The following is a 12,871-nucleotide window of genomic DNA, read 5'->3' as shown; positions in this document are numbered from 1 at the left end:
AATTCCCCTTCCTACTTGCCGATGCAGAACTGGCCGAAGACCGTATCCAGCAGGTCCTCGACCCCGACCGCGCCGGTCAGGCGGCCCAGCGCCCGCATGGCTTGGCGCATGTCCTCGCCGCGCATCTCGGGCCAGTCCATATCCAGTGCGGTGGCCAGATGGGAAGCGGTTTCTTCGATCGCCGCGCGATGGCGTGCCCGGGTCAGCGGCGGGCCGGCCGATGCCGCGGTCAATGCCCGTGCCCGCTCGGCCAGGGCGGCGCGCAACATATCCATCCCCTGGCCGTGATGCACGCTGATCCCGATCGCGCCGTCTGGCGCCGGCCCCAGGTCGATCTTGTTGCGGATCAGGATCGCCCCTGCCGCCACATCGTCGGGCGGCGCATCGCCGTCGAACATCGCGATCACGCAATCGGCGTGTTTCACGTGAAACAGCGCCCGCCGTACTCCCTCGGCTTCGATCTCGTCATGCGTCTCGCGCAGGCCGGCGGTGTCGATCAGGGTCACCGGCACGTCGCCCAGCACCACCCGCACCTCGATCGCATCGCGCGTCGTTCCCGCGATGGACGACACGATGGCGGCCTCGCGCTCGGCCAGCGCGTTCAGCAGGCTCGATTTCCCGACATTCGGCGCACCGACGATCGCGAATGTCAGGCCACGGCGCAGCTTCTCCCCCCGCCCGCCATCATCCAGATGGGCCTGCATCTCCTGCCGCAGGGCGGCCAGATCGCCCAGCAGCGCCCGTTCGATCTCGGGCGGCAGATCCTCGTCGGGGAAGTCGATCAGCGCTTCCTGATGCGCCAGCAGAACCCGCAGGCGCGCCGCCCACCCGTCATACAGGCGGCTCAGCATCCCGTCCGACTGGTCCAGCGCCTGACGCCGCTGGGCCTCGGTCTCGGCTTCGATCAGGTCGGCGATCCCTTCGGCCTCGACCAGGTCCATCCGGCCGTTGGCGAAGGCGCGGCGGGTGAACTCCCCCGGTTCGGCCGGGCGCGCCCCCAGCGCCACCAGGGCGTCGGCCACGGCCGCGATCACCGCCGGCCCGGCATGCAGATGCAGTTCCGCGCTGTCCTCGCCGGTATAGCTGCGCGGACCGGGGAACCACAGCACCAGCGCCCGGTCCAGCAGGACGGGGGCGACGGGATCGTCCCGACGCCACAGGCCGCGCAGCGACGCCTGCCGGGGGGCAGGCAGCCCGCCGCACAGGCTGCGCAGGATGTCGTCGCAGCCTGCCCCGCTCAGGCGCATGACCGCGATCGCCGCCCGTCCGGCACCGGTCGCCAGCGCGAAGATCGGCGTATGTCCTGCCCGTGCCGTCATGGGTATATGTCCGTCCCTGCCCCGTTCGTGGGTTCACCGCTGGCGGGTGATCCTGCGCTATCCTCTTGCATGTGGCGTCATCCGGCGGAAGAGTACAGAATTTCCTCCCTCCGGCGGATATGGGTTCGCCGGGCATGGATGGATGATCCTGGGACAAGGGAATGCCGCAACTCTCGATGCACTCGCCGCTGGGCGGCCTGACCCTGTCGGAAGACGACGGCGCGATCGTGGCGCTGGACTGGGGCTGGGGCCGCGACCAGGACGAAACGCCCCTGCTGCGGGCCGTCCGCGACCGTCTGGACGCCTATTTCGACGGGGCGGCCGATCCGTTCGACGACCTGCCCCTGGCGCCGTACGGCACGGCCTACCAGCAGAAGGTCTGGCAGGCCCTGCGCGCCATTCCGGTGGGGCAGACACGGACCTATCGCGATATCGCGCGGACGGCCGGCGGGTCGCCCCGTTCGGTCGGGCAGGCCAACAGCGTCAATCCGATTCCGATCCTGATCCCCTGTCATCGCGTCGTCGCCGCCCTGGGGCTGGGCGGCTACTCCGGTGACGGCGGGTTGGCCGACAAGCAGTTCCTGCTGGGGCTGGAAGGCGCTGCCGTCCCGTCCCTGGTCTGATAGAGACGCCACAAGAACCAACGGAGAAAACGCCATGTTCAGGGCAATTCGCATCCACGATTACGGCGGTCCCGAGGTCCTGAAGCTGGAAACGCTGCCCACGCCCGTGCCCGGCCGGGGGGAAATCCTGATCCGGCAGGAGGCGATGGGCGTCAATTTCATCGATACCTATTTCCGCAAGGGCCTGTACAAGCTGCCGACCCTGCCGGCCATCCTGGGCATGGAAGGCGCCGGCGTGATCGAGGCCATCGGCGCGGACGTGACCGACATGGCCCCCGGCGACCGTGTCGCCTATCCCACGGCCCTGGGAGGATATGCGGAGGTCCGGACGATCGCCGCCGATCGCGTCGTGCCCCTGCCGCCCTTCATTTCATCGGAGGTCGCGGCGGCCGTCATGCTGCGCGGACTGACGGTGCATGCCCTGCTGCGCGAGGTGCATGAGGTCAAGCCGGGCGAGACGATCCTGGTCTACGCCGCCGCCGGCGGGGTCGGGCTGCTGATGTGCCAGTGGGGACGGCATCTGGGCGCACGGGTCATCGGCGTGGTCTCGACCGAGGAAAAGGCCGAACTGGCCCGGCAGAACGGCGCGTCCGACATCCTGATCGGGCATGACAACCTGCCCGCGCGCGTGCGCAAGCTGACGGACGGGGCGATGGTGCCCGTGGTCTATGACAGCATCGGCAAGGATACGTTCGTGGCCAGCCTGGACTGCCTGGCGCCGCGCGGGCTGATGGTCAGCTACGGCAATGCGTCCGGCGAGGTCACGGGGGTGTCGGTGGGAATGCTGGCCACGCGCGGCAGCCTGTACCTGACCCGTCCCGGCCTGACGACCTATATCGCCCAGCGTTCGGCCCTGCTGAAGGGGACCGAGGAACTGTTCGGCCTGATCGGCCAGGGCGTGCTGTCGGTGCGGATCGGCCAGCGCTTTCCCCTGGCCGACGCCGCCGACGCCCAGCGCGCCCTGGAGGCACGGCTGACGACCGGCAGTACGATCCTGCTGCCCTGATGGGTGAGGTCGGGCGTCGCCCGAACCCACCAGCGCGCATTTCCAAACAGGCTCTGAGGCCCTGGGCCCCGATCATGGGCGGTGGCCCTGGGGCGTTTCGGGCCTCCGGAGGCAGACAGCCAGGCCCTCAATAGCCGGTGTAGCGGCCCGGCCGGTGCCAGGTGAACAGGATGCCGTGGATGGCCAGCACGCTGCAGCTCGACCAGATCAGGCCACCCGCCCCCAGCAGCAGGCCCGAGACCGTCAGGATCACCACGTCGAACGCCAGCGACACCAGGCCTGCATTCCATCCCCGCTGCCGATAGAGCCACAGCGCCAGGACACCGGTCCCGCCGACGCCCGCGCCATGCCGCGCCAGGGCGAGAATCCCCATGCCGATCGCCGTCCCGCCCGCCACCGCCGCGAAGGCCGGATGCACCCAGGCGATATGGATGGCCCGCGCCGTCACGAATGACGACAGCGAGATCAGGATATTCACCAGGAACGATTTGAAGGCGAACGTCCGGCTCATCGCCCGTGCGGCAAACAGGAAGAACGGCAGATTGACCAGGGTGAACAGAAGCCCGACCGGAAGATGCACCGTATAGGACAGCAGCAGCGCGATTCCGGCCGTGCCCGCGGTGACCAGCCCGGCCGTCTTCAGCAGCAGCAGCCCCAGGACGATCAGCGTGCAGCCCACCATCAGGGCATAGATATCCTCGGCCCGGCTGTGCGGGCGGGGTGTCGTCACGCCCGCGCTTGACATGTCTGCCATGGATGGTCTGCTGCCTTCTCAACGTCACGTCCCCTGCGGGGATGGTGGTTCCGTCGCATGGAGTACTGCATGCTGGCGCGATTTTCCATGGCCGTCGGGTCCGGTCAGCCCGGCACCCTGTCACGCGAGACCCCGGCCGGGCCGCCGGCCCTTTTTTGGAACGGGACCGACCGATGAAACTGGTCTTTATGAAAAATCCCGGGAAATACGACATGTTGCGGATCGAAGGAACGTGCGTCCCGGTAGAGGACATCCTCTGTCCCAAGCAGGGGGTCATCGCGCATGACATGATCCATTATGCCGTGGAGAAAAATATCGCCCGGCGCGGCTTCCTGTCCAGGGTGGCGGCGGACGAGGTCCCGGGCTACGCGATGGCGCATGAGGGGGAGGCCGAGGCGGTCGAGCGGCTGGTCGAATGCATCCAGGCCGAGCTCTGGTCGGGGCGCGGCGCGGCCGCCGAACTGATTGCGCTGTATCGGCTGTCCTGCGCGGCCCGGGGCCATGCCGCATTCGACGTGTCGGAGGTCGAGGTCGCGGCGATCCGTCGGGAGGTCGACGATCTGGCCATCCGGTGGGCGGCGTTACCCATTGGCGGCAGCATGGTCCTTGCGTTTGCCGCCCGCTGACAGGCGGGCCCCTGGCTGTGCCGGATCGGCCATGAAAAAACCCCGGCACCGTGGTCCGGTACCGGGGTTTTCATATTGGCGGAGTAATGCCGGCCGGCGATCAGGTATTCATCGCGTCGAAGAAATCGCGATTGGTCTTGCTGTATTTCAGCTTGTCCAGCAGGAAGTCCATCGCATCCATCGTCCCCATCGGGGCCAGGATGCGGCGCAGGACCCACATCTTCGACAGTTCGGACCGTTCGACCAGAAGCTCTTCCTTGCGGGTGCCGCTCTTGGTGATGTCGATCGCGGGGAAGGTGCGCTTGTCCGCCAGCTTGCGGTCGAGGATGAGTTCCGAGTTGCCGGTGCCCTTGAATTCCTCGAAGATGACCTCGTCCATGCGGCTGCCGGTATCGATCAGCGCGGTGGCGATGATCGTCAGCGATCCGCCTTCCTCGATATTGCGGGCCGCGCCGAAGAAGCGCTTGGGCCGCTGCAGGGCGTTGGCGTCCACGCCGCCGGTCAGCACCTTGCCCGATGACGGCACGACGGTGTTGTAGGCGCGGGCCAGGCGGGTGATGGAATCCAGCAGGATGACGACGTCGCGCTTGTGCTCGACCAGGCGCTTGGCCTTTTCCAGCACCATCTCGGTCACCTGGACGTGGCGGGTCGCCGGTTCGTCGAAGGTCGAGGACACGACCTCGCCCCGGACCGAGCGCGCCATGTCCGTGACCTCTTCCGGCCGTTCGTCGATCAGCAGGACGATCAGGAAGACTTCGGGATGGTTGGCGGAAATCGACGAGGCGATGCTCTGCAGCATCACGGTCTTGCCGGTGCGCGGCGGGGCCACGATCAGGGCGCGCTGGCCCATGCCGATCGGCGAGACCAGGTCGATGACGCGGGGCGTGAAATCCTTGGTCTGGCCCTTGTTGCCCTTGGTGCCCTTTTCGGGTTCACCGCCGACGGCGTTGGCCTCGACCTCCATCTTCAGCCGGCGCTCGGGGTAGAGCGGCGTCAGATTGTCGAAATTGATCCGGTGGCGGACAGCCTCGGGCGGCTCGAAATTGATCGTGTTGACTTTCAGCAGCGCGAAGTACCGCTCGCCGTCGCGCGGGGCGCGGATCTGCCCCTCGACGGTGTCGCCGGTCCGCAGGCCGAAACGCCGCACCTGGCTGGGGGAGATATAGATATCGTCCGGACCCGGCAGGTAATTGGCTTCCGGCGAGCGCAGGAAGCCGAAGCCGTCGGGCAGGATTTCCAGCGTGCCCTCGCCGTGGATCGCCTGGTCATTGTCGGCAAGGGTCTTGAGGATGGCGAACAGCATGTCCTGCTTGCGCAGGGACGATGCGTTTTCGATCTGCAGGCTTTCGGCGTAGGCCAGAAGGTCCGCGGGCGTTTTGGCCTTGAGTTCGGCGAGATGCATTCAGGATGCCTTGAATGGGCAGGTCACGATCGGGGAGAGAACAGGTTGACCCGAAGGAGGTGCACCGGCACCAGCCAGACGCCCGGACAAACCGGAACCCGGTCAACATCGTTCCACACGGAGGGGGCGCGTAACGGGTGAAGTCCGTCAGCGATGACGGCGACAGTAGGGATGCCTGTCCGAAAGGTCAAGTCCGGTGCGGGGGCGGCGCGTTCACGCCTGCGCGTGGCCGCGTCGCGGGAAACGGGTTTTCCGAAGGGAGTTTTTGAACCGGCCGCTCAGCGGCCGGTGCCCAGCCATCCCCGCTTCCAGAACCACAGCAGCGGCAGGATGACCGTCGCCGCCATCAGCGCCAGCGAATACCAGTAGCCGTAGCGCCAGCCGAGCTCGGGAATATCATGGAAATTCATGCCGTAGATTCCGGCCACCAGCGTCGGCGCGACGCCGATGAAGCTGACGACGGTCAGGATCTTCATGCCGTTATTCTGCTCGATGCTGATGAAACCCAGCGTGGCGTCCAGCAGGAACTGCACCTTGTTCGACGTCTGGGACACGAAATCGTTCAGCGATCCGATATCCCGCGCGACGGTGGCCAGGCGCGCGCGCAGCCGTTCGGACAGGTCGTGCTTCTTGTTCTCGCTGACGAAGATCGCGATCCGCTCCATCCCCAGCAGGCTGTCGCGCACCGACGACGCCAGGTCGCCGGACTGCCCGACCCGCCGCAGCAGCGACCGCAGGATCAGGTCGCCCTTCCCCGCACTCGGCTGGTCGGCCCGGAACACTTCGCGCGACAGGGTGTCCAGCGACTGGCCCAGATGTTCCAGGATGTCGGCCAGGCGGTCCACGACCGCCTCCATGATCAGGACCGAGACCTCGTCGCCGCTCAGCTTGTCCTGGCGATCGGCGATCTGGCGGGCCACCACGTCGAAGGCCGAGAAGGCGGTGAAGCGGATCGTCAGCAGCCGGTTGCGCGACAGGATGAAGCCGACGGGCGAGACGAAGAAATTGTCCTGCATCCGCCGGACCAGCGGCGTGGACAGGTAGACGGCGTCGTCTTCCATGAAGAGCCGCGAGGAACTCTCGATTTCTTCCAGCTTGTCGCGGGACGGAATGCGCTGTCCGGTAATGCGGGCGGCCAGGGCCTGCTCGTCGGGCGTCGGGTCCAGCAGGTCCAGCCACGGGCTGTCGGCCGCGTCGGCCTCGTCCTTGATGGTCAGCGCAGGCGCGCCGGGCCTGTGCGCAAGAAACATGCCGTCCTTATCCCTCCGTTCCGGCCAGACCCGGGGACCTGCCCCCCGGGCCAGCCCCGAGGGTCACATCCCAAGGCAAGGCCCCAAGGCTGGACCAAGGTATCCGGTGCCGTGGCGCGCCTGTCAAATGACGCCCGGCCGGGGCGCCCGGCTCCTTCTGGGCGGCAGATACGAGACTGGTAATTTTCCGGCGCTCGGTCCAGAACACCCTACGCCGTCGCGCGGGGGCGCACCGGCGGACGGCGGGGGATCCCGCCCGCATCCAAGGCTTCGGGAGAACGACGTGAGCGCAGCAGACATGCAGGGAACGCAGCCGGACGGGCCGTCGGCAGGGAACGCGCAGGCCGGGGACACACAGCCCCGGCCCAACAGCCTGCGCAGCGGGCCGGACGCGCGGGGCCGCTTCGGCATCTTCGGCGGCCGCTTCGTGGCCGAGACGCTGATGCCGCTGGTGCTGGAACTGGACCATGCCTATGCCGAGGCAAAGGCCGACCCGGCCTTCCGGCGGGAACTGGACTACTACCTCAAGGATTACGTCGGCCGTCCCAGCCCGCTCTGGTTCGCCCGCCGCCTGACCCGGGAACTGGGCGGCGCGAAGATCTACATGAAGCGCGAGGAGCTGAACCACACCGGCTCGCACAAGCTCAACAACGTCATGGGCCAGATCCTGCTGGCCCGCCGGATGGGCCGCACCCGCATCGTCGCCGAAACCGGCGCCGGCCAGCACGGGGTCGCCACCGCCACGGTCTGCGCCCTCTTCGGCCTGAAATGCGTCATCTACATGGGCGCCACCGACGTCGAACGGCAGAAGCCCAACGTGTTCCGCATGCGCCTGCTGGGCGCCGAGGTCGTGCCCGTGACCTCGGGCGCCGGCACGCTGAAGGATGCGATGAACGAGGCGATGCGCGACTGGGTCACCAATGTCCGCGACACCTATTTCCTGGTCGGCACGGTGGCGGGCCCGCACCCCTATCCCGAGATGGTCCGCGATTTCCAGTCGGTGATCGGCGAGGAGACGCGCGAACAGATGCACGCGGCCGAGGGGCGCCTGCCCGACATCATCGTCGCGGCCATCGGCGGCGGCTCCAACGCCATGGGGATCTTCCACCCGTTCCTGGACGATGCGTCGGTGCGCCTGATCGGCGTCGAGGCAGCCGGCCGCGGCCTGGACAGCGGCGAGACCGCAGCCTCGATCCAGCGGGGGCGGCCTGGCGTGCTGCACGGCAACCGCACCTACCTGCTGCAGGATGCCGACGGCCAGATCGACGAGGCCCATTCCATCAGCGCCGGCCTGGATTATCCCGGCATCGGGCCGGAACATTCCTGGCTGCACGAGATCGGGCGCGCGGAATATGTCGGCGCGACCGACGACGAGGCCCTGGCCGCCTTCCAGCTCTGCACCCGGACCGAGGGCATCATCCCGGCGCTGGAATGCGCGCACGCGCTGGCGCATGTGGCCAAGCTCGCGCCCACGCTGGATCCGGAAACCCTGATCGTGCTGAACGTGTCCGGCCGGGGTGACAAGGACATCTTCACCGTCGCCGCACATCTGGGAGTGACATTGTGAGCCCTGCTTCAGGCCGCCCCTCGAGCCGCATCGCCCGGCGCTTCGCCGCACTGAAGGAAGAGGGACGCGGCGCCCTTGTCCCCTACCTGCAGGCCTGCGACCCCGATTACGACACCTCGCTGGCGCTGCTGCGCGCCATGCCCGGTGCCGGCGCCGACCTGATCGAGATCGGCGTGCCCTTCAGCGACCCCAGCGCCGACGGGCCGATCATCCAGGCCGCCGCCCGCCGGGGCCTGAAGGGGGGCTCGACGGTCGGCAGGGTGCTGGAAATGGTGGCCCGCTTCCGCGAGGGCGAGTCCGATACCCCCATCGTCCTGATGGGCTACCTGAACCCGATCGAGGCCTACGGGGTGGAACGGTTCTGCGCCGACGCCGCGCGGGCCGGGGTGGACGGGCTGATCGTCGTCGACCTGCCGCCCGAGGAGGCCGACCTGCTGGAGGGCCCGGCCGCCGCGAACGGGCTGGACCTCGTCCGGCTGGTGGCGCCCACCACGACGGATGCGCGCCTGCCGGTGGTCTTCGACCATGCGTCGGGCTTCATCTACTATGTCAGCATCACCGGCGTGACGGGCACGCGCACCGCCAGCAGCGACGAACTGGCCGCCGCCCTGCCGCGCCTGCGGGCCGCGACCGACCTGCCGGTGGCCATCGGCTTCGGCATCCGCACGCCCGACCAGGCGGCGGCGGCGGTGCGGGTCGCCGACGCGGCGGTCGTGGCCTCGGCCCTGATCGCGACGCTCGAGGATTCGCTGGACGAAGACGGGCGGGCGACCGCCGACACGCTGCCCCGCGTGCTGGGGCAGCTGGGCGACCTGTCCCGCGCGGTGCGCGCCGCCCGGAAGTAATCGCGCCGGTCTTCCCCGGCCTGCCCCCTGGGACCGTCCGGCCGGACGGCAGATCTGGCGTTCCCGGGCGCCAGCCTGTAATGAGGCAGGTTTCGGGGGCGATCGCGCCCTGCGTCATGGAGAGATGTGATGAGCTGGCTGACCGAGTACGTCCGCCCCAAGATCCGCGGTCTGCTCAAGCGCGAGGTGCCGGACAACCTGTGGACGAACTGCGAATCCTGCAGCCAGATGATCCTGGTCAAGGATCTGCACAAGGCGATGAATGTCTGCCCGCATTGCGGCCATCACATGCGCGCCTCGGTGGCCGAGCGGTTCGGCTGGACCTTCGACAACGGCGCATACACCCAGATCGACCTGCCGAAGGTGGCGGTCGATCCGCTCTCGTTCCGCGACCGCAAGCGCTATACCGAGCGCCTGAAGGACGAGCGCGCGAAGTCGCAGCTCGACGAATCCATGGCCGTGGCGCACGGCAAGATCGGCGGCCATGACGCCGTCGTGGCGGTGATGGCGTTCGAATTCATCGCCGGCACGATGGGCGCCGCCCTGGGCGAGGCCTTCGTGGCGGCGGCGCGGCTGGCGATCCTGCAGAAGGCGCCGCTGGTGGTCTTCACCGCCTCGGGCGGGGCGCGCATGCAGGAAGGCATGATCAGCCTGATGCAGATGCCGCGCACCACGGCGGCCGTGCAGATGCTGCGCGAGGCCGGGCTGCCGTACATGGTCGTGCTGACCAACCCGACGACCGGCGGCGTCACCGCGTCCTTCGCCATGCTGGGCGACGTGCAGATCAGCGAACCCAACGCTCTGATCGGCTTCGCCGGCCAGCGCGTGATCGAGGACACGGTGCGCGAGAAACTGCCCGAAGGCTTCCAGCGTGCGGAATATCTGCTGGACCACGGCATGGTGGACATGGTCGTCAAGCGCCCCGACCTGCCGGAGATGCTGGGCCGCCTGATCGGCCTGCTGAACCATCGGCAGATCACGGCCGCCCTGCGTCCGGCGGCCTGACCGCGCCGCCATGTCGACTGCGCGCGCGTCCACGCTGGGGCCGGAATTCGTCGGGCGCGCCGGGGCCGTCCTGGAACGGCTGAACCGGCTCTATCCCGCCCTGATCGACCTGTCGCTCGGCCGGCTGGAGGGCCTGCTGGCGCGGCTGGGCCATCCGGAACGGCATCTGCCGCCGGTGATCCATGTCGCCGGCACCAACGGCAAGGGCAGCACCTGCGCCACCCTGCGCGCGATCGGCGAGGCGGCGGGCTGGCGGGTGCATGTCATGACCTCGCCGCATCTGGTCGACGTCACCGAACGCTTCCGCGTCGCCGGCCGCATCGTCTCGACCGACGATCTGGTCGCGGTGCTGGAGGAGGTCGAGCGCGTCAATGGCGGCGCGCCGATCACGGTGTTCGAGGTCCTGACCGCCGCCGGTTTCGTGCTGTTCGCCCGCCATCCTGCCGAACTGGCGGTGATCGAGGTCGGGCTGGGCGGGCGCTATGACGCCACCAACGTGCTGGAACGGCCGGCCGCCTGCGCGATCGCGTCGATTTCCATGGATCACGAGGCGTTCCTGGGCGACAGCCTGGCCGTCATCGCGGGCGAGAAGGCCGGGATCATGAAGCCCGGCGTGCCCGTCGCGACCGGCCGGCAGGCGGACGAGGCGATGGCCGTGCTGCGGGACACCGCCGCGCGGCGCGGCGCACCCCTGCTGGTGCGCGACGTGGACTGGACGATCGAACCCGTCGCGGGCGGCCTGCGCTATGCCGACGCGCACGGGGTGCTGGACCTGCCGCCGCCGTCGCTGGCGGGCACGCATCAGGTCGACAATGCGGGCCTGGCCGTCGCGGCGCTGCGGGCGGCCGGCCTGCCGGTGCCCGACACGGGGTGGGCCGGGATCGCCCGCACGACATGGCCCGCCCGCCTGCAACGCCTGACCGGCGACCTGGCCGCGATGCTGCCGCCGGGGTGGGAATTGTGGCTGGATGGCGGCCACAATCCCGGGGCGGGACAGGCGCTGGCGGACATGCTGGGGCGCTGGGCGGACCGTCCGGTCCATCTGGTGGTCGGCATGAAGCAGACCAAGGATGCCTCGGGTTTCCTGTCGCCGATGCTGCCGCATGCCGCCAGCGTCCAGGCGGTGGCGGAACCCGGCCAGCATCTGGCCCTGCCGGTCGAGGCCATCATCGCCGCATCGGCGGGCCGGGCGACCCCCGGGCCGACGGTGCGCGACGCACTGGCGCGACTGGCAGACGGCGCGTCCGGCCCGCCGGCCCGGGTCGTGATCTGCGGCAGCCTGTACCTGGCGGGGGTGGCGCTGGCGCAGGACGGGTGGACCGCCAGTTAAGTTCGGGGCGCTGCCTCAAGCCCCGGCAAAGGGCGGTCGCCCTTTGCAAACCCGGGATTTGGGGGGAAGGGCAGCGCTCTGCGTAATGCCGCAGGGGAGATCATCTTGCCGCGATACAAAGTCATCTTCGATACCGATCCCGGCGTGGACGACGCCATGGCGCTGCGCTTCCTGACGCGCCGTCCGGAATTCGATCTGCTGGCGATCACCACCGTGCACGGCAACCTCGATATCGATACGGTCACCCGCAACGCGCTGTGGCTGGCCGACTGGATGGGCCTGTCCGCGCCGGTCGCGCGCGGGGCGGCGACACCGCTGGACCGGCCGGCGGGAACGGGGGCGCCGCATGTCCATGGGGCGAACGGTATCGGCGACCTGACGCTGCCTGACCAGGTGGCGCGCACGCCCGACCCGCGCCCGGCCTGGCAGGTGATCGTCGACCTGGTGCGGGCCCATCCGGGCGAGGTCACGCTGATCGCCGTGGGGCCGCTGACCAATCTGGCGCTGGCCCTGCGGCACGATCCGGCGATCGCCGGCTTGGTCGCCGGCGTCAGCATCATGGGCGGCGCGTTCGGCACGCGCGGCCATGCCGGCAACGTGACCCCGGTGGCCGAGGCCAACATCCTGGCGGACCCCGAGGCCGCCGACGCCGTGCTGACGGCGGCCTGGCCGGTGACGCTGCTGGGCCTGGACGTCACGCAGGAGGTCGTGATGCAGGCGGCCTACCTGGACCGGCTGGGCGCGCACGGCGGCGCGGACGGGGTGTTCCTGCGCGCGGTGTCGCGATTCTACCAGGATTTCCACGAACGCTCGCGCGGGTTCGCGGGGATCTTCGCCCATGACAGCCTGGCAGTGGTCAATGTCATGGCCCCGGAGCTGTTCACCCGGCGACGTGGCCCGGTGCGGGTGGTGTGCGGCGGCATCGCCGACGGCCAGACCATCCAGAAGCCCGAGGGCGCGCTCTGTCCGCCCTCGCCCGCCTGGGACCCCTACCCGTCCCAGTCAGTGGCGGTCGATGTCGACACGGCCGCCGTGCTGGCCTTGTACGCGGACACGTTCCTGGCCTGATACCAAGTCGCCTTGGGATCGACGTATGACCAGGGCTCTGCCCTGGACCCGGCAGGGCCCGAGGCCCTGCACCCCG

Annotated in this window: 12 protein-coding genes; 8 read left to right on the top strand and 4 right to left on the bottom strand. The window is 69.0% G+C overall.

Going from position 1 to position 12,871, the window contains the following annotated elements:
- Positions 1 to 11: 11 nt before the first annotated feature.
- On the bottom strand, positions 12 to 1,319 hold the full coding sequence (mnmE, locus tag HLH28_RS10230) for a tRNA uridine-5-carboxymethylaminomethyl(34) synthesis GTPase MnmE (RefSeq protein ID WP_182958549.1): 1,308 nt from the start codon (positions 1,317 to 1,319) through the stop codon (positions 12 to 14).
- 161 nt (positions 1,320 to 1,480) lie between these two features.
- Here mnmE and HLH28_RS10225 point away from each other — a divergent pair, with 161 nt between their 5' ends.
- Together HLH28_RS10225 and HLH28_RS10220 are read left to right on the top strand one after the other, a co-directional pair.
- A complete protein-coding gene (locus HLH28_RS10225; RefSeq protein WP_182958546.1) occupies positions 1,481 to 1,942 on the top strand; it encodes a methylated-DNA--[protein]-cysteine S-methyltransferase in 462 nt (153 codons plus the stop codon).
- Positions 1,943 to 1,976: 34 nt separating this feature from the next.
- The gene (locus tag HLH28_RS10220) at positions 1,977 to 2,948 is read left to right on the top strand and encodes a quinone oxidoreductase family protein (protein ID WP_182958544.1); all 972 of its coding nucleotides are present in this window, start codon (positions 1,977 to 1,979) and stop codon (positions 2,946 to 2,948) included.
- Positions 2,949 to 3,075: 127 nt separating this feature from the next.
- Here HLH28_RS10220 and HLH28_RS10215 read toward each other — a convergent pair whose 3' ends face one another.
- A complete protein-coding gene (locus HLH28_RS10215) occupies positions 3,076 to 3,702 on the bottom strand; it encodes a YitT family protein (RefSeq protein WP_246395934.1) in 627 nt (208 codons plus the stop codon).
- Positions 3,703 to 3,914: 212 nt separating this feature from the next.
- On the opposite strand from HLH28_RS10215, the gene HLH28_RS10210 reads away from it, so the two are divergent.
- A complete protein-coding gene (locus tag HLH28_RS10210) occupies positions 3,915 to 4,328 on the top strand; it encodes a hypothetical protein (RefSeq protein ID WP_182958540.1) in 414 nt (137 codons plus the stop codon).
- 100 nt (positions 4,329 to 4,428) lie between these two features.
- Here HLH28_RS10210 and rho read toward each other — a convergent pair whose 3' ends face one another.
- Positions 4,429 to 5,730, bottom strand: coding sequence for a transcription termination factor Rho (gene rho, locus HLH28_RS10205; protein WP_182958538.1), 1,302 nt, complete (start codon positions 5,728 to 5,730; stop codon positions 4,429 to 4,431).
- A 278-nt stretch (positions 5,731 to 6,008) separates the two neighbouring features.
- Complete coding sequence (locus HLH28_RS10200) at positions 6,009 to 6,980, bottom strand: magnesium transporter CorA family protein (protein WP_182958536.1); 972 nt, start codon at positions 6,978 to 6,980, stop codon at positions 6,009 to 6,011.
- A 298-nt stretch (positions 6,981 to 7,278) separates the two neighbouring features.
- Here HLH28_RS10200 and trpB point away from each other — a divergent pair, with 298 nt between their 5' ends.
- From trpB to HLH28_RS10175, 5 genes are all read left to right on the top strand, one after another.
- On the top strand, positions 7,279 to 8,547 hold the full coding sequence (gene trpB, locus HLH28_RS10195) for a tryptophan synthase subunit beta (RefSeq protein WP_246395972.1): 1,269 nt from the start codon (positions 7,279 to 7,281) through the stop codon (positions 8,545 to 8,547).
- Entirely contained in the window at positions 8,544 to 9,392 is an 849-nt protein-coding gene (gene trpA / locus HLH28_RS10190; RefSeq protein ID WP_182958533.1) for a tryptophan synthase subunit alpha, read from the top strand. Before trpB ends, trpA begins: the two co-directional genes overlap by 4 nt.
- 129 nt (positions 9,393 to 9,521) lie before the next feature.
- Positions 9,522 to 10,397, top strand: a complete 876-nt coding sequence (accD, locus tag HLH28_RS10185) for an acetyl-CoA carboxylase, carboxyltransferase subunit beta (RefSeq protein WP_182958531.1) — start codon at positions 9,522 to 9,524, stop codon at positions 10,395 to 10,397.
- A 10-nt stretch (positions 10,398 to 10,407) separates the two neighbouring features.
- Positions 10,408 to 11,727, top strand: a complete 1,320-nt coding sequence (locus HLH28_RS10180) for a bifunctional folylpolyglutamate synthase/dihydrofolate synthase (RefSeq protein WP_182958528.1) — start codon at positions 10,408 to 10,410, stop codon at positions 11,725 to 11,727.
- Positions 11,728 to 11,832: 105 nt separating this feature from the next.
- Complete coding sequence (locus tag HLH28_RS10175; protein ID WP_182958525.1) at positions 11,833 to 12,795, top strand: nucleoside hydrolase; 963 nt, start codon at positions 11,833 to 11,835, stop codon at positions 12,793 to 12,795.
- The last annotated feature ends 76 nt before the right edge of the window (positions 12,796 to 12,871 follow it).

The organism is Gluconacetobacter tumulisoli, assembly GCF_014174155.1.
Lineage (GTDB): Bacteria > Pseudomonadota > Alphaproteobacteria > Acetobacterales > Acetobacteraceae > Gluconacetobacter > Gluconacetobacter tumulisoli.
Note: the sequence above shows the minus strand (reverse complement) of the source record. Positions and strands in the feature narration are given on the sequence as shown.